The following is a 16674-nucleotide window of genomic DNA, read 5'->3' as shown; positions in this document are numbered from 1 at the left end:
CAAGGAGGCAAGCGCATGGATTTATTTCTGATTCGTCATGGACAATCGATCGGCAATACGGTGACTTACGATATGGCGGACGGAGAGCTGACCGAGCTCGGCCGCAGCCAGGCCGGTAAAGTACTGGCCGGGATGAAGGATGCGGGAGTGACGCATATCGTGTCGAGTCCGCTTCAGCGGGCGATCGAGACGGCTCAGCCGCTGGCTCGGGCGACGGGCTTGCCGATCCGCGTCTGGACCGAGACGTTCGAGGTGCGCAGCAAGGGAGCGTACCGCGGTCCGACCGGGCCGGAGATGCGCAAGGCGTACCCGGAGATCGGCTTCGAGGACGAGATCGAGCCGGAGGGCTGGTATTGCTCCGGCGACGAGGACGAGGAGAAGGCTCACGGGCGCGCGCTGCGGGTGCTCGAACGGCTGCGCCGCGAATTTCCCGGCGACGAGCGGGTGGCGCTGTTCTCGCACAGCGGCTTCAACCGTCGTCTGCTGCTGGCCGCTCTCGGCCTGGATCATCGCAGCGGAGTCCGTTTTTTGCAAAGCAACGGAACGATGTTCTGGCTTCATATCGGCGGCGAAGGAGTCGACCTGCGATACATAGGCGATTTCGGCCCGCTGTTCGGATGAATGGAACAGGAGCATGCGAGGACATTAGCGAAATGATCCGTATAGCTTCGGGAGGAGGCGTAACCTATTGAAAATGCCCGGATCTACGCTTGTGCTGGGACGGTTCCCGCAGCTTGAACGGACTTTCTATACGACGCGGGATGGGCTCCCATCCGATGATGTGACTGCATTGGCGATCGCGGGCGGCACGGTATGGGTCGGCACGCGGTCGGGCTTGGCCCGGCGGGTCGGAGAGCGATTCGAGCTTGTCGCGGGCTGCGGGGAGTCCTGTCCCGCTGCGGAGTCGATCACGATGCTGCACGCGGACCGGCTGGGTCGGTTATGGGTATCGGCGGGCGGCGGTATGTACCGGCTGCAGGAGGGCGAGTGGAGCAAGGACCCGTTCGGCCAGCCGGCCTTGGCGATGGCCGAGGATGATGACGGCACGCTGTGGGCCGCGTCCCCGGAGGCGCTGTACCGTCATGCGCGCGATCGGTGGGAACGGGTGGCCGTATTCGGGCGGGCAAGCGTCCGCTCCTTGGCCGCCATCGGATCGGCGGAAGTATACGCCGCTACGGACGCGGGTTTGCTCGCGCTGTCGGGCAAGCGGCCGCATTGGTTCAAAATTACCGCCCGCGACAGCGGCTTGGCGAGCGATGACCTGCGGGGCATGGCGTCGGACCGCTGGGCTCATATATGGATCGCCGCCGATAAAGGGGTGTACATCCATGACGGCACCGATCAATTTTATTTGCTCGACGGTACGAAAGGAATCGCTTGCGAAGATGTCCGGACGGTAACGATTGGTGTCGACGGGACACGCTGGTTCGGAACGGCGCGAGGGGCGATTCGGCTGCGCGACGGTCAGACCCGGTATTTCGCCTCCAAGCGGTGGCTGCCCCATGACGAGGTGCGGGCGCTGGCGGCGGAGCCGGACGGCACGGCGTGGATCGGCACCGCCGCAGGAATCGGCAGGCTTGCCGAACGGCCGATGACGCTGGAGGAGAAGGCCGACCATTTCGACCGGATGGTCGAGAAGTATGAGACGCGTTACGGCTACGTGACACGCCGGGGGCTGACGGAAGAAGGGAGTATCGACAGCGGCAGCGTCCGAATCTCCGACAACGACGGTTTATGGACGTCCGATTATATCGCCGCCCAATGCTACCGCTTCGCGGTCACCGGTGACGAGCGGGCCAAAGAGAAGGCGAAGCGTTCGATGCATGCGGTCATGCGTCTGCTCGAGGTGACCGGCCGGCCGGGCTTTTTCGCGCGTTCGGTGTGCCACCGTACCGAGCCGCTGTTCGGCCGCAGCGGGCGCAATCCGGAATGGCGCGTTTCCGGCGACGGCGAATGGGAGTGGAAGGGCGACACGTCAAGCGACGAGCTGACCGGCCATTTTTACGCTTATTCGATTTATTACGATCTAGTTGCGGACGAAGAAGACAAGGAAAGCGTGCGGTCGTGCGTGCGTTCCATCATGGATCACGTCATCGGCCACGATTACTGCCTGACGGATACGGACGGCTTGCCGACGACATGGGGGGTATGGACTCCCCGGAAGCTGAACGCCGACGCGAAATGGTCCGAACAGCGCGGGATCAACTCTTTGCAAATGCTGTCATTTCTGAAGACGGCCGGCCATATTACCGGAGACGACAAGTACGGGCGGGAATACCGGGAGCTGGTCACCCGGTTCCATTACGGACTGAACACGCTGGAGCAGAAGCGGACGTTCCTCGGCGAAGCGAGCGGCATCGACGACAATCTCGGCTTTCATGCTTACGTTCCGCTACTGCTGTACGAGACCGATCCGGATTTGCGCGCGCTGTATATGATGAGCCTCGAGCACCATTGGCAGTTCGAGAGACGCGAGCGCTCGCCGTTATGGAACGCGATCTATGGGGCTTTGACGGGGCGGTTGTGCGACGTGGAGGCGGCCGTCCGGACGCTTGCCGAGATGCCCCTCGACTTTATCCATTGGAAAATCGTCAACGGCGATCGGGCGGATGTGAGCTTCCATCCCGAGCTGGTCCGGCACGGCTACCGGCTGCTCGAAGAGCCGCTGCCCTATGAAGAGAGGCCGATGCACCGGTGGGATAAAACGCCCTATATTTGCGACGGCGGGGACGGGCTGCTGCTGGAGGACGGCACGGTGTACCTGCACCCGTACTGGCTCGCCCGGTACTGGAAATTGATCGACGAGGCCGATGCCCGGATGATAAACCAACCGGCGGCAGAGCGGGCGGGCGGACGGCAGTCGCCGATCCGGGCGTGACGATGGCTCCCGCGCGATTCGGAATACCGGGAGCGCGGGCAGACGCTTGTCCATACGTTGAAAGGATGTGGGGAGAATGGGAGAGGTTGTTACTTCGGAGATGCGCGATTTTTTCCATACGAACGGATATGTTCTCGTAAAGGGAGTCGTGCCGAAGTCCAATTGCGATCCTGTCATCGACGCGATTTGGGCGTTTACCGGGCAGAGCCCGGACGATCCGGAGAGCTGGTACCGTCCGGCCGCCGGCATGGACGATATGTGGAAGCATCAGAGCGAGGGCATGATTCCGCTGTTCCATCATCAGACGATGTGGGATAACCGGCAGCATCCGCGGCTGTATCAAGCGTTCGCCGAGCTTCTCGGGGAGGAGAAGCTGTGGGTAAGCATCGACCGGGTCAATATGAAGCCCCCTCGCCGCGACGATATGACGAAATTCAATACCGGCTTCATTCATTGGGACACGAATACGTCCAATTTGACGTTTCCGCTGCCGAGGCCGCCGCGCGTGCAGGGCGTGCTGTATTTGGCCGATACGTCGGCGGATCAGGGCGGCTTTCAAGGCGTACCGAGCCTGTACCGCGACTTCGAGCGATGGATCGGGACGCAGCCGGCCGATCGGCATCCGACGATACCGGACGTTTCCGGCCACGACATCGTGCCGATCCCCGGGGAAGCCGGCGATTTGCTGATCTGGGACGTCCTGCTCGCCCACGGCAACGGGCAAAATTACACGAAGCTGCCGCGCTTCGCGCAATATATTACGATGTTCCCGGCTGCGCCCGGAGTGCGTCGGGAAGAAGCCGTCGCAAGCTGGCGCGACCGGGTCGGACCCGCGTACGCCACCGAGGATCCGCGGGGGCTGGAGCGTCTTCCGGGTACGGAACCGGCGCGTCTGACGGAGCTGGGGCGGAAGCTGCTTGGCGACGTTCCGTGGTAGCCAGCCGCGGTGAGGCAGGCTCAAGTCAATACTGAACCTGAAGGATACTGCTAAGGTTGATTTACTACCCTGGAAATAGCTTGAACCGAGCGGTTGCGAAGCTTTCCATCATCATTCAGCGGGGCCTCGTCAGAGGCATGAGTGTCTATTGCTGAACATAAGGTCACCAATAGTAAAATCGGGTTCACCAATTTGCCGGCGGGCGGGGCGAGTTCGTCGAATAGGCTTCGAACCGAAACGAACCTTTCTCATCGGGACGGAGGCTGAGACTATGAAGCTTCGCGTGGAGACAGCGTCGGAGCGGGCTGATGAAGCCGGCTTGTCCGTCCAAAAACGCAGCTTGCGTTTTCGGTCCGACGGGACGTTTACGATCGCGCAGTTTGCCGACGTGCATAACGGGGGAGACGCGCCGGAGGACCGTCTTTCCTTGGCTTTGATCGAACGGGTGCTGGAGCTCGAACGGCCGGATTTGGCCGTCTTTACCGGCGATCTCATACGCCGGGGGCCGGATGCGAGGGCCCAGTTCGCCGAGGTGACGGCTTGCGCCGCAGATGCCGGCATTCCGTATGCGTTCGTATTCGGCAACCACGATTCGCGCAAGGATGCGACTCGGGCCGAGCTGATGGAGCAGGAGAGGCGGCAGCCGTATTGCGTGGCCGAAGCGGGACCGGAGTCGCTCGGCGGGGTAGGCAACTATACGATCCCGATCGAGGGCTCGCGGCCTGCGGATGCGCCTGCGGCAGCGCTATATTTTTTCGACAGCGAGTGCAACGCTCCGGACTGGGCGTGCATCGACGGGCGAGGGGAATGGATCGGGAGCGACAAGGCGGACTGGTATGCGGCCGAATCCGCACGGCTGACGGAGCGGAGCGGCGGACCGCTGCCGGCGCTCGCTTTTTTCCATATTCCATTGCCGGAATACGAGGAAGTGTGGCAGTCGCGCGTATGTTACGGCTCCAAGTACGCCGAAGTACGCTGTCCTGCGCTGAATGTCGGTCTGTTTGCGGCTATGGTCGAGGGAGGGGACGTAATGGGAACGTTCGTCGGCCACGATCATTCCAACGATTACTGGGGCGAGCTCGCCGGCATCCGTCTGTGCTACGGGCGCGCCAGCGGCTTCAATGGAACGGTCGTGGGAGGCTTGCAAAGAGGGTCGCGCCTCATCCGGCTGCGCGAAGGGGAACGCGGCTTTCAAACTTGGATCAGGCTGGCGGACGGAACGGCGGAGCCGAGCCAGCCGGAGCATTTGCCGGAACAGTCGTCGCATTCGTAAGCGGAGACGGCAAATATCGCGGCCATGCTGGAGGGCTTCGAAGCATGGCGTGCGACTCCCTGCAACCCCGCTGCGCCGGACGACGGTTAGTCCCGCCGCATGCGGCGAACGGAGACAGGAGGCATATTCCCGATGGTAAAGCAAAGCAATCTTAGATTTCGCGGAGACGGCACGTTCACGATCGTGCAGATTGCCGATCTGCACTATGCGGGCGGAACGGCGGAGGACGAGGCAACGATGGCCGTCATGGAATCGATACTGAAGCGGGAACGGCCGGATCTCGTCGTTTTTACGGGGGATGCGGTCAAAGGAAACAGCTGTCCCCACCAGCTGGAGCAGCTGCTGGAAGTATTGGCCGTGCCGGAACGGCTGGAACTGCCGTATGCGTTCGTGTTCGGCAACCATGACTCCGAGCATGACATATGCACCCGTGAGGAAATGATGGAGGCGATCGAGGGCCGCAAGCTATGCTTGGCCGAAGCGGGTCCCGACCATGTGTCGGGAGTAGGGAATTATGCGCTGACTGTTGCAGGGGCGGATACGGATAATGACTCCGCGAAGGCGGCGTTCTACTTTTTCGACACCGGCTGCAGCGCTCCGAGGTCTGTTCTCAAAAGCTATGCTTGGCTCGAACGCGATCAGATCGATTGGTATGTCGGGCAGTCGGAGGCGTTCCGCGCGGGCAATGGCGGCGAACCGCTGCCGGCATTGGCTTTTTTCCACATTCCGTTCCCCGAATATAACGATGTGTGGGATATGCATACGTGTTATGGCGTCAAGCATGAGAATGTTGGCTGTCCCCGCTTGAACACCGGCATGTTCGCGGCGATGAAGCAGATGGGCGACGTGATGGGGACGTTCGTCGGCCACGATCATACGAACGACTTCTGGGGCGATTTATACGGCATCCGTCTGTGCTACGGTCGTGCGGGCGGTTGCAACACCATTGGCGATGAACCGTTCCGGCGCGGTGCGCGGATTATCCGGCTTCGCGAAGGGGAGAGCGGCTTCGATACCTGGATCCGGCTTGCCGACGACTCGCTCGTCGCGGAGCAGCCCGAGCACGAGCCTATCGGACGGGTGCCGCCGCCGCCGAAGCTGGTCGCCGCCGAGCCGGCCCAGTCTTCGTAGGCGACAGGCCCAAACAATGATGGAGGGAACAAAACGATGAACGTATCGGTAATGACATTCAATCTCCGCTTCAACAACCCGGGGGACGGTGGGAACAGCTGGGAGCATCGCAAGGGGGCGGCCGCGGAAATGTTCTCCCTCTACCGGCCGGCGATCGTCGGAACACAGGAAGGATTGTACGGCATGCTGACCGATCTGGAGCTTGCCTTGCCCGAATACGGCTGGGTCGGAGAAGGAAGAAACGGCGGCCGCGAGAATGAATTCAATGCGATCTTTTACCGGAAGGACGAGGTCGAGCCGCTCGACCGGGGGCAGTTTTGGCTGTCCGAGCAGCCGGACGGACCGAAGGAAAAAAGCTGGGGCGCGTCGCACTTCCGAATATGCACATGGGTATTGTTCCGGTCCAGAACAGAGTCGGGGAAATCGTTTCTGCACTATAACACCCATCTGGACCACAGCAGCCAGCATGCCAGGGAAAAAGGAAGCCGCCTGCTGTGGACGAGACTGGCCGAGCATCGGGAGCGCACCGGCTTGCCGGCGTTTTTGACCGGGGATATGAATGCCGAGCCGGACAATCCGGCTATCGCTTTTTTGCGCGGAAAGCTCGAAGTGGACGGCGCACTCAGTTCGCTTTGCGATGCCTATGAGTCCGCGGGCAAAGATCCGGGGCTTTCGTTCCACGGCTTCGCGGGCGGGGATGAGGGGAGGCCGATCGATTACGTCTTCGCCTCGCCGGAAATCCGCTTTCTGGGTGTCGGCATTATACGCGACCGGATCGGCGGCTTGTACCCATCCGACCATTACCCGGTACTGGCCCGTGCAATCGTACAAGAGCCGGACGGATCCGGACGCTCGACGCGATCCAATAAAACCGAAGGAAGCGTGCGGATATGATGAAACTGGGAATAAGCAGCTACAGCTTGCACGCCCTGATCGACTCGGGCGATATGGATATTTTCCGGGCGATTCGCTGGATTGCCGAGCAGGGAGCGGCGCATGTGGAAATCGTGCCTTTGTCGGGCATGAGGGAGCAGATCAAGGAGGAGCGGTTCGTGGAGCGGATTCGGCAAACGGCCGAGGAAAACGGGCTTGCGATATCGAATTATGCCGTAGGCGGAAATTTCGTGAACAAGGACGAGGCCGCGCTTGCCGCCGAGATTGCCAGAATCAAAGGCCAGGTCGATATCGCACACGCGCTCGGCGCGAAGCTGATGCGCCATGACGTAGCGAAGAGGCCGATCGGCGAATGCTCCATCGACCGGTTCGAAGCCGACTTGCCGTCCATCGTTCAAGCGTGCCGGGAAATTGCCGACTATGCCGCGGGCTTGGGCATTGCGACCAGCTTGGAAAACCACGGCTATTACGTCCAGTCGAGCGACCGCGTCCTGCGCGTGCTGCAAAGCGTCGGCCGGTCCAACTACAAGACAACGGTCGACGTGGGCAATTTCATGGTCGCCGACGAAGATCCGCATATCGCCGTTGCGAAGCTGATTCCGTACGCTTCGATGGTGCACGTCAAAGATTTCTACAGCCGCAAGCGGTGCAGTCATCCCGGAGAGGGCTGGTTCGCCACGGTCGGCGGCAATTATTTGCGCGGAGCGATCGCCGGATGCGGCTCGCTCGATATGCATCATTTGTTGTCCACGATCAAGGCGTCCGGCTACGACGGGTATTTGTCGATCGAATTCGAAGGAATGGAGCCTGCGCTGACCGGGGCCCGAATTGCCTTCGACAATGTGCGGCGGATTTGGGAGGAAGTGTAGCTGCCGGTACAGATGCCGGAATTATACGTCGATATAATACGGTAAAATGCGACCGAAAGGAGTCGGACATATGGCAAACATCAAAGTGCTGCTTTGGTTCGATGTGGAGGATTACATTACCCCGGAGGCGCAGGATGCATGGTCGGGAGCGCTGCAAGTGCTGAAGGAGAAGGGGATTCCCGGCATTTTCAAAATCGTCGGCGAGAAGGCGCGTCTGACGAGCGCCCAGCAGCGGCAAGATATTCTGAACGGGCTGTCCGGCCACGAAATCGGCTATCATAGCGACTTGCACAGCCAGCATCCGGTGAGCACCGAATATTTGGAGCACCTCGGCTTCCGCGAAGGCGCCATGGAGTTTGAGACGCGGGAGCGCGCAGGGCTCGAAGACGTTCAACGCATAACACGCTCGCCCGTTGTCTGTTACGGGCAGGCCGGCTATTCCTGGGCGCCGCAAACGTTCGCCGCGCTGCGCAAATGGGGTGTTCCCGTCTATTTGGACGATCACGATCAAATCATGCTGGAAGGTCGGCCGTTCTGGTACGGCGGCCTGTTGAATTTTACGAGCTTGACGGCGACGATCAAGCTATCTTTCAAGGAGGGCGGCATGGAGCGGGCGATTGCCGAGTTCGACCGGTACTGCGAGCAGTCGGCCCACGAATCGGTCGGCTTCATCAGCATCTACTGCCACGAATGCGATTTCGTCTGCGAAGGCTTCTGGGATGCGGTCAACTTCGCGCGCGGACGGCAAACTCCCCGCGAGGAGTGGCGTCCGGCCCCGCTCAAGCCGGACGGGGAGATGGAGCACTGGCTCGCCAAGCTCGGCGAATTTATCGACTATACGCTGTCCAAAGGGCAGATCGAATATATAACGGCAGAGCGGGCGCTGAGTCTGGAACGTTCGCAGCCCGGAACGTTGACGGAGTCCGAGGTGCGCGAGCTTGCCGCAACGGTAGACCGCGAATTGGGCTTCCGCGAGCTCGGCGGCAAAAGCTATTCGGCATCCGAATTGCATTCGCTGTTTGCCGGCCTGCTACTCGGCCGCGAGCTTACGCCGCAGCTCGCCTACGGTCCGGAACATGAAGCCGTTAGCGAGGCAAGAGGGGAGGCGCTGCGTGTCGCGGACATCAAGAAAGCGCTGGAGGCGGCCGAAGAGCCGCACGTTCTCGGCTTCAGGCAGCTGCCGGACTGCTACGAGGCGGCCGGGCGGAAGGTGAGCGTGCTCGATCTGACCTGTACGATGGCCCGGATCATTCGATTGGGATTGCGGGATGACGATACGGTTGCGCTTGTCGAAGGGATATTGGAGACGGAGCGGTACGCTGCGGACAACGACCTGTGGGGACCGAAATGGCGTATTTTTCCCGAAAATTTCCGAGCGCCGAACACGGTGCGGATGTCCAAGCTGCAGACGTGGACGCTGAAGCCCGCTTTGTTCGCATAATTCCATTTCAACAGGAGGTACATACGGATGGAACTATTCATTATCCGCCACGGCGAATCCGTTACGAATACGTCCGAGACGCTGCTCGCGGACGGAGGTCTGACCGAGCGCGGCCGCGGGCAAGCGGCGGTCATGGCGGCCTGCATGGCGGAGGCGAAGCTTGACCGCATCTTTTGCAGCCCGCTCATGAGGGCCGTTGAAACCGCGCAGCCGCTCGCCCGCGCGACGGGCTTGCCGGTCGAGGTATGGCTGGACGCCCACGAAGTATGGACCGGCGACGGCTATCGCGGACCTACGATGGAACGGCTGACCGAGCTGTACCCGGAAATCCGCTTTCCCGGCGTGGGGGTTGCCGACCCGTTAGGCTGGCATTGTCCCGGCGGCGAAACGTCGCAGAGCGGCTTCGAGCGGGCGCGGCTGCTGCTCGGGCGATTGCGCGAGCAGGGCGGAGAAGACGGGCGCGTCGCGCTGGTCGCCCACGGCGCGCTGAACCGCCGTCTGATGCTGGCCGTCCTCGGATTGGACTACTCCAGCCAAGTAAGGCCGTATGGCGACAACTGCAGCATATGGTGGCTCGGACTGGAGGGAAACCGCACATCCGTCCGTTATGTCGGACCGGCGATTCCGCAATTGTTTCAGGTCGTCAAGTGACGGCCGTGAAGTCATGGGTAAAGCCAAGAACCTCCAAAGCCACGCATAGGACGGGATGGAGGTTCTTTATTTTGTGTGATTTTGTTGTCGCTCCTTACGTTTCGTCGTCAGCGCTTAGTGGAGCGATTTTAAGCTGCGGGAATCCGGTGTCGCCGACCGGATCTTCGGCTTCGACGTACCGTTTGAGCGCGGCCATCTTGTTTTCCCAATAGCGCTCGAAATAGGCGAGCCAGCGCTTCAATTCGAGCAGCGGCTCGGGCTCCATCCGGTATCGGGTTTCCCGGCCGACCTTGCGTTCCTTGACCAATCCGGCGTCCGCCAAAATGCGCAAATGTTTGGAAACCGCCGTACGGCTCATCGGAAAGTGGCCGCTGATGACCGTGACCGGCATCTCCTGTCCGTCGAGCAGAAGCAGCAGCTTGCGACGGGTCGGATCGGCAATCGCTTGAAACACGTCGTGCTTCGCCGCTGCGCCGCCCGCAGCCGTCTTAGCCTTCGACATGGGACGAGAGCTTCTGCACAATACCGATCCAGCCTTGCGACATCCGTTCGCGCACGACGCGGTGGGTTTCGCCGAATTCGGTCACGATATCCGGACTCCAGCCGCCGTGGATCAAGGTGAACTCGGTTTTGCCGTCCTGCTCCGCCAGCTCGAACGTAAGGGTCCAATCTTTGGCCCACGTGAACGACAGGCGGCGGGGAGGATCCAGCTCGGTTACTTTGCAGGGCGAGTCACCGAACGGCCCCGCGTGCAGCTGGAATTCATAGCCGAGCTCCGGCTTGAAATCGTTCGGCATGAACCAGGCGGCGATTCCTTCCGAGGTGGCGACGGCGTCCCATACTTTTTGAATAGGCGCGTTTAAGAGCACCGTTTGACGAATGTCCGGCAGCGTGTCCGACGTATTGTTGTTCATGGATTAGTCCTCCTGTTTTTTCGGATATTTGCGTTGCTTGGTCTAGTTACGTGCGCTTGCCGGTCTTGACCTTGTCTTGGGGGCGGAAGCGGAGAGCCGACCATTTTTCGTCGATGGCGACGTTGCTGACGGCTCTGTAGGGCGTATGCTCTTGCACCCACGCGGCCAAAATATCCCGGTTGATGTCCGGCTTCTCCTTCGCCTTGGGACCTTGCTTCGGATAGGATACCCAAAATAAGGCATCCTCTTTCAAGTCCGGTATGACCTTCGGCACCCACTGTTCGGCCTCGCTGAAGTTGTTGACGTAGAGCAGCGCGAAATCGTACGCGCCCTCAGTCCGTTCCGCTGGACTGCCGATTCCGAGATCGTACCCTTCAGGCGCGTTCCAGACCGCGGCGGCGCCCTCCTTGTAGCGCAGCTTGCCTAACAATTGTTCGTTCATTTGTCGAATGCCTCCGAATAGGAATCCATTTGGTTTCGCTTTTTTATAATATGACACCTTTTGGTTTCGTGTCAAGCGGTCTGTTTGTTGCAAAGGAAAATCGGCGATGCACCTTAGAGCGGCAGAGTGCTAGTAGCCAACCTCATGGATGCTCGCCGAAATCGGCGAAGAAAGGAGTGGAAGCTGAAGCTGCCGAGTCGGGCAAATTGCCGGCTGACGGCTAAGAATGGGCGGTAAAATGCCACTGGTTCGGGATGAACGGGGGAATAGAGCTGAAACCAACCTTATTTCGCGGAAGTAGCAGTCAGTGTGCTCGAATAGCGCTGAAATCAGCATTATGTACCCGACTTCGACAGGTAAGAGTGGCCGAATCGGGGTGAACGGGGAAAATAAGGTTGAAACCAACCTTATTTGGCGGAAGTAGCAGTCAGCGAGCGACAATAGCGCTGAAATCAGCACTACAAAACTAGATGCGGCAGGTAAGAGTCGCCCTATCGGAGTGAATGGATGCAACATCAAAGTTTCATCGCACATCGCGGCGGAAATAATGAACCCAACTTCATTATTAGTGAACTTCATTACTTCATTGCTCTAATCGCTTGCCGGATGCACGAATTCGGCGATTAGTGAACCGCATTTTATTGTTAGTGAACTTGAGTTCAGCAATAGTTACTTATGGTTCACTATTTCTCGATTTGCCTTGCCAACGACCCGAACAGCGCAGTGAGGTTCAATAATAAGCAGGTTCGGCTCACTAATCGCCGGACAGCCGATCGATAGCACGAAACCGACATCCGCTTCCATGCCGCATTCCCATTAACAGGACGGCCGTTCTGCGGATCATACATGGCGCAGCCAAACAAGCCGTAACGGTCGCGTCTTTCGGCAGGACCGCACGGCTTGCTTCTATTTCCCAAATTGCGTTAGTCGTGCTTGTGGTCAAGGTTGTGACTATGACCGTGTCCATGCTTGTGGCCGGAACCATGCCGGTGATCATGATCGTGATCGTGATGCTCGTGCCGGTCTGGAGCGGAGTGATGATGCATGACGCCATGCCTATGCATCCGGTTGTGCAGCGCCCTTTGGGCGCTCGTCAAGGTCAGGAGCAGCCGCTTGTACGTCTGCTCGTCGGCTTTGGTCGCGAGCGTTTTGATATAGGCGGTGGAGCCTTCGATCTGCTCCAGTATGGTAACGGCATCGGTCGCATTGAAGCACGACTTCCCGTCGACGATAACGGTGACGGCGCTGGAATGGGCCGCGATCATCTCCGACTGGTCGTGGTACTTGCCTCGGATACGCAGGGCGATCCAGCAGCTATCCTTGACGGGAACGGACCAATGACCCGCGTAATGGCCGACCTCCGGATCGACGGCGACGCTCTCGCGAAGCAGCCCGTCTACGACTAGCTCGATTTTCGTGACCGGCACCGTAACGGACGATACTTGCCAGACGACGTCCAGCGTACCGCCCGAAGCAGGCAGCTGCATCAGCGAGCCCATCTCGCAATCGCCGACGCGGAAGTCGAGCAGCGGCCCGAGCGTAGCGAACGTATGCCCCCGGCGAACGGAATCCATCCACGATTCGTAGGTAAAGGGCTCGTTGCGGATAAGCGAATAGGTGCGGATCGTGCCGACTGCGGTTTGCTGCGACATTTTGTCGGTGCCGCCGACGGCAGGGGCTTTGTAGCCGCAGTTCAAATACCGGTACCAGTCGGACAGCGAATACGGATTGATCCCGATATTTTCGAAGGAGCACATCTCCACCGCATCGATTTCCCCCAGCACGAGCGCGGCGGCGCCTTCGGCCCGCGGGTTCGGCAGGTGGGGCATGACGACTATGCCGTTCTGTTCGCGGCATTGCTTGGCCCATTCCGTAACCGTCGCTTCCAGCGGATCGCCCAGTCCCGATTCGTCGGGCCCGCCGGTGCATAGCGGAACGATCATTTTCCCTTCGTAGCCGATCAGCGAAATATGTCCGAGCACATGCTGGCGGTTTTCCGTTCCGACGCGAACCAAATATTCGCCGGAGCCGCCGTTTTCTTTGCTCCCGATCGTCGTCTTGCCGTCGAAGTCGCCAAGGTTGCTGAACATTTCGCCCCACTGGCTCGTCAGCAGATTGACTACGTTGACGCCCTCGGCGTCTCCCTCCAGCAGCGCAGTCTGGGGCGAGAGGAAGTGAACGTGCGTATCCGCCGTTACCCAGCCCTTCTGCCTCCAGTCCAACACGCGATCAAGCTCGATGGCGATCAGATTCGTTTCCGCCGCAATCGTGAAGCGCTTGCGCACCGGTTTGAGCTCGAAGCCTTTCGTCACTTCGATGTATACGTCCCCGAGCGGAAGCTTGTACTCGGCTTCGCCGTCAATGTAAGCGCTGTAATGAAAATCCTGTACGTATTCCGCGCCGTAATCCTCGAACCAGTGCGCATTCGGGATTCGATGCCCGTTGACGGGGGCTATATAGTCGCCGAATGCCCCGTGCACATGAATTTTGGCCGCTACCTTGCGGCCTCCGGCACGCTCCGTGATGCGTACGGTTACTTTGCGCAGCGCATTCTCCGATAACGACCATTCGGGGCGGGCGGGCAATTCGCGCAGAGGAATTGTTGCCGTCGATTCGTTATGAATGCGAATAAGGGCATCCGGGTGGGCGGTATATTCCACGATCCATTCGTTCGGCTTCGGCGAAGGCAGACGCGGATTCGGATTGTTCAGCCATCCGGTGTGATCGTATTCGAGTGCGGGCGTTACGGAGATGACCTCGCCCAGATCGATGCCGATATTGGCGCTTTCTCCGAACGGCTGCGGCACGAAGCCGGGAGCGGATACGAATCGGGCCTTGCGTCGGGCGTCCCAGCGAAACGGGTTCGTTGCGAGATTCGTTCGGGTTATGCCGAAAATGAATGCCGTACCGTCGCACGGCTGCATGACGAGCCGAACAAGCTCCTTGTCCGGATGCGGATTTTGCAGCGCGTACAGCCAGTGGTGCATGACGCTGCCGAAGCCGGGGAACGTCGTGCGGAGCTGGCTTTGTCCCCAAGGAATCGTCGGCGCTTCCTTATGCAGCAGGTCGGTGTTGGTGGCCATCGTACGAGGCTTGACGTGCTTGAACGACTCGAAGCTGTTTTCTCCCCATTTGACCTGAAATTCGCTGATCTGGTACCGGCGACGGATCGGAAACGCAACCGCGGAGCCGTCCGAATAGTGCAGCACGTATTCGCACACGGTTTCGCCGAGACGCGGGTTGCCCATCATCGGGCTGATGATGCCGTCGGGAGAGGCGTCGCTTTCCTTGAAGTCGGCGGCATGCACGAACAGCAGCTGGCGGTCGTGAAGCGAGTGCGGAAAGTCTAGCTCGACCTCGCGGTCCTTCAATACGATCACATTGCTTGCGCCGTCCGGCAGGCCGAGCGAAAACGGCACTCCCCATAGCTGTTGCCGGCCGGTAAGCAGCTTATCTTTATTTGCGAGTACCGTATCGGAGCAGTCACCGGGCTGCAATCCCGAGATGGAGCGGTTATACGCCGATTGCAAGGATACGGGTACGAACCGGGGATCCCCGTTCGTCGAATTCGGTTGCATGGTGGGCAAACCTCCTAATAGCTCTACAGAGTAAAGCCGGCATCGTAAGCACTAGCTGAGCCGCGCGAAGCGTAAAATACGATTGATGGAAGGAACAAAGCAAGACTCGCATGTACGTTGATGTCAACCGGCAAGTTGGCGAAGCCGCGATTACATGAGGGAAGCGATTCCCTCCACAAAAAACGCATTACACGACATGCCGAAATTTCGTCCGGCGCTCCCGCTTCCAATGCCATTGCCCGGAAACTTGTGCTGAAAGCTGTTTACAAGAGTTCGGCTATAGCCTTATAATACATTTAATTAATGATTAAGTAAATTGCCCGCGCTAATACTTTTACGGCTGTGGAACCAGGATACAAAGTGTTCGCATGCCAGCTTGTTTGCCTATCCGATACGTGATCCGATATTTGCTTGTCCAGCCGATAGACGTGCTGCAACTACGCGTCGGGCGAACGGGAAACAAGGAAGGAGACGCTTTATGAAAGCGGTTGTAATCCGAAATGGCGCAGATCGCCAATACGTAACCGTAGCCGAGCTGTCGAAGCCGCAGCCGATCCGGCCGGATGATGTGCTGATCCGGGTGCTCGCCGTCGGACTGGACGGCACGGACCGGGAAATCGTGCAGGACCGGTATGGCGTGCTCCCGAAAGGCTCGGAGCAGATGATCATCGGCCACGAGCTGCTGGGCACGGTCGAGCAGGCGGGTCCGGAGTCGGACTTATCGCCGGGCGAGCTAGTGACCGTCCTGGTACGCAGACCGTGCGGCGATGCCACTTGTACGGCTTGCCGTCACGGGCAGCAGGACTACTGCCAGTCGGGCACGTATACGGAACGGGGAATACGCGGCGCGGACGGGTTTTTATGCGAATATGTCGTCGAGCGGTCGCGCTATGTCGTGCCGATTCCCGCTGACAGCGTCTCTTACGGCGTACTCGTCGAGCCGCAGAGCATCGTGGAGAAGGTGTGCAGCCAAATCGCGATCATCCAGCAGCGCGTGCGCTGGGAGCCCAAGACGGCGCTCATTACCGGCTCGGGTCCGCTGGGCGTATTGACGGCGCTCACCTGCCGCACGATGGGTTTGGATACGCACGTATGGTCCCTTTCCGCGAAGGACAGCATCAATGCCCGCCTAATTCGCCGCTGCGGCTCATTTTACCATGAGGCCGGGACAGCCGTGACCGGGGAAGCGGATGCGGACGCGGATTCGGACGCGGGCGCGGCGGTGCAGACGGACCGACCGTTCGCTTCCGGACTCGACGAGTTTGCGGCGAGCCGCGGCATTCGCCCGGACATGATCTGGGAATGCAGCGGCCATACGCCGCTCGCCTTCGAATCGATGAAGCTGCTGAATCCGAACGGCGTGCTCGCCATCCTCGGCGTCACCTCCGGAAGCAGGCGGCTGGACATTCCGATCGATTTGCTGAATCAGGAAATGGTGCTCAAAAACAAATGCGTAATCGGCTCGGTCAACGCCTCGCGGGCCGATTTCGAGAACGGAATCCGTCGGCTGCAGGAAATGGAGCGGATGTTTCCCGGACTGCTGGGCGAGCTGATGACCGACCGCCTGACGATGGAACAAGTGCCCGGGCTCGATTTTTCCGACGTTGCGGTAAAGGCGGTTGTCGATTTGACGGGCCGATAACGATTCCGGAATCGCTAAACAAAC

The 16674-nt window shown here is 59.8% G+C and carries 14 protein-coding genes; 10 read left to right on the top strand and 4 right to left on the bottom strand.

Features of this window, described 5'->3' with window-relative positions:
• Window positions 1-15 precede the first annotated feature (15 nt).
• The 9 genes from FE784_RS14500 to FE784_RS14460 all read left to right on the top strand — a co-directional run bounded on the left by FE784_RS14500 (window position 16) and on the right by FE784_RS14460 (window position 10074).
• Window positions 16-621, top strand: a complete 606-nt coding sequence (locus FE784_RS14500; RefSeq protein ID WP_139602921.1) for a histidine phosphatase family protein — start codon at window positions 16-18, stop codon at window positions 619-621.
• A gap of 67 nt (window positions 622-688) precedes the next feature.
• Window positions 689-2878 (top strand): ligand-binding sensor domain-containing protein, encoded by a 2190-nt coding sequence (locus tag FE784_RS14495; protein ID WP_139602920.1) that lies wholly within the window; start codon window positions 689-691, stop codon window positions 2876-2878.
• Between the two features lie 76 nt (window positions 2879-2954).
• Window positions 2955-3815: a phytanoyl-CoA dioxygenase family protein gene (locus FE784_RS14490; protein WP_139602919.1), complete on the top strand. Its 861-nt coding sequence runs from the start codon at window positions 2955-2957 to the stop codon at window positions 3813-3815.
• Window positions 3816-4086: 271 nt separating this feature from the next.
• Window positions 4087-5088 (top strand): metallophosphoesterase family protein, encoded by a 1002-nt coding sequence (locus FE784_RS14485; RefSeq protein ID WP_139602918.1) that lies wholly within the window; start codon window positions 4087-4089, stop codon window positions 5086-5088.
• Between the two features lie 132 nt (window positions 5089-5220).
• Window positions 5221-6219, top strand: coding sequence for a metallophosphoesterase family protein (locus FE784_RS14480; RefSeq protein ID WP_139602917.1), 999 nt, complete (start codon window positions 5221-5223; stop codon window positions 6217-6219).
• A gap of 36 nt (window positions 6220-6255) precedes the next feature.
• Window positions 6256-7113, top strand: a complete 858-nt coding sequence (locus tag FE784_RS14475) for an endonuclease/exonuclease/phosphatase family protein (RefSeq protein ID WP_139602916.1) — start codon at window positions 6256-6258, stop codon at window positions 7111-7113.
• Window positions 7110-7982, top strand: coding sequence for a sugar phosphate isomerase/epimerase family protein (locus tag FE784_RS14470; protein WP_342779104.1), 873 nt, complete (start codon window positions 7110-7112; stop codon window positions 7980-7982). Before FE784_RS14475 ends, FE784_RS14470 begins: the two co-directional genes overlap by 4 nt.
• Before the next feature lie 70 nt (window positions 7983-8052).
• Window positions 8053-9423 carry a polysaccharide deacetylase family protein gene (locus tag FE784_RS14465; RefSeq protein ID WP_139602915.1) on the top strand — a complete coding sequence of 457 codons (1371 nt, stop codon included), beginning with the start codon at window positions 8053-8055 and terminating at the stop codon, window positions 9421-9423.
• Window positions 9424-9450: 27 nt separating this feature from the next.
• The gene (locus FE784_RS14460) at window positions 9451-10074 is read left to right on the top strand and encodes a histidine phosphatase family protein (protein WP_139602914.1); all 624 of its coding nucleotides are present in this window, start codon (window positions 9451-9453) and stop codon (window positions 10072-10074) included.
• A gap of 94 nt (window positions 10075-10168) precedes the next feature.
• On the opposite strand, the gene FE784_RS14455 is transcribed toward FE784_RS14460, so the two are convergent.
• From FE784_RS14455 to FE784_RS14440, 4 genes are all read right to left on the bottom strand, one after another.
• A complete protein-coding gene (locus FE784_RS14455) occupies window positions 10169-10576 on the bottom strand; it encodes an ArsR/SmtB family transcription factor (RefSeq protein WP_139602913.1) in 408 nt (135 codons plus the stop codon).
• Entirely contained in the window at window positions 10563-10988 is a 426-nt protein-coding gene (locus FE784_RS14450; RefSeq protein ID WP_139602912.1) for an SRPBCC family protein, read from the bottom strand. The genes FE784_RS14455 and FE784_RS14450 overlap by 14 nt, the downstream gene beginning before the upstream one ends.
• A 46-nt stretch (window positions 10989-11034) precedes the next feature.
• Window positions 11035-11430 (bottom strand): hypothetical protein, encoded by a 396-nt coding sequence (locus tag FE784_RS14445; RefSeq protein ID WP_139602911.1) that lies wholly within the window; start codon window positions 11428-11430, stop codon window positions 11035-11037.
• Between the two features lie 923 nt (window positions 11431-12353).
• Entirely contained in the window at window positions 12354-15008 is a 2655-nt protein-coding gene (locus FE784_RS14440; protein ID WP_139602910.1) for a CehA/McbA family metallohydrolase, read from the bottom strand.
• A gap of 478 nt (window positions 15009-15486) precedes the next feature.
• On the opposite strand from FE784_RS14440, the gene FE784_RS14435 reads away from it, so the two are divergent.
• Window positions 15487-16650, top strand: coding sequence for an alcohol dehydrogenase catalytic domain-containing protein (locus FE784_RS14435; RefSeq protein ID WP_139602909.1), 1164 nt, complete (start codon window positions 15487-15489; stop codon window positions 16648-16650).
• Window positions 16651-16674 lie beyond the last annotated feature (24 nt).

Source organism: Paenibacillus hemerocallicola, from assembly GCF_006265175.1.
GTDB classification, from domain to species: Bacteria; Bacillota; Bacilli; order Paenibacillales; family NBRC-103111; genus Paenibacillus_AB; species Paenibacillus_AB hemerocallicola.
This window is presented reverse-complemented; position numbering and strand designations above follow the sequence as displayed.

Excerpts from the sequence above, each read along its gene's own strand:
- FE784_RS14440 (WP_139602910.1), bottom strand. The coding sequence starts at position 15,008 with ATGCAACCGAATTCGACGAACGGGGATCCCCGGTTCGTACCCGTATCC.
- FE784_RS14480 (WP_139602917.1), top strand. The coding sequence starts at position 5,221 with ATGGTAAAGCAAAGCAATCTTAGATTTCGCGGAGACGGCACGTTCACG.
- FE784_RS14460 (WP_139602914.1), top strand. The coding sequence starts at position 9,451 with ATGGAACTATTCATTATCCGCCACGGCGAATCCGTTACGAATACGTCC.
- FE784_RS14485 (WP_139602918.1), top strand. The coding sequence starts at position 4,087 with ATGAAGCTTCGCGTGGAGACAGCGTCGGAGCGGGCTGATGAAGCCGGC.
- FE784_RS14465 (WP_139602915.1), top strand. The coding sequence starts at position 8,053 with ATGGCAAACATCAAAGTGCTGCTTTGGTTCGATGTGGAGGATTACATT.
- FE784_RS14435 (WP_139602909.1), top strand. The coding sequence starts at position 15,487 with ATGAAAGCGGTTGTAATCCGAAATGGCGCAGATCGCCAATACGTAACC.
- FE784_RS14500 (WP_139602921.1), top strand. The coding sequence starts at position 16 with ATGGATTTATTTCTGATTCGTCATGGACAATCGATCGGCAATACGGTG.
- FE784_RS14470 (WP_342779104.1), top strand. The coding sequence starts at position 7,110 with ATGATGAAACTGGGAATAAGCAGCTACAGCTTGCACGCCCTGATCGAC.
- FE784_RS14450 (WP_139602912.1), bottom strand. The coding sequence starts at position 10,988 with ATGAACAACAATACGTCGGACACGCTGCCGGACATTCGTCAAACGGTG.
- FE784_RS14475 (WP_139602916.1), top strand. The coding sequence starts at position 6,256 with ATGAACGTATCGGTAATGACATTCAATCTCCGCTTCAACAACCCGGGG.
- FE784_RS14490 (WP_139602919.1), top strand. The coding sequence starts at position 2,955 with ATGGGAGAGGTTGTTACTTCGGAGATGCGCGATTTTTTCCATACGAAC.
- FE784_RS14455 (WP_139602913.1), bottom strand. The coding sequence starts at position 10,576 with ATGTCGAAGGCTAAGACGGCTGCGGGCGGCGCAGCGGCGAAGCACGAC.
- FE784_RS14445 (WP_139602911.1), bottom strand. The coding sequence starts at position 11,430 with ATGAACGAACAATTGTTAGGCAAGCTGCGCTACAAGGAGGGCGCCGCC.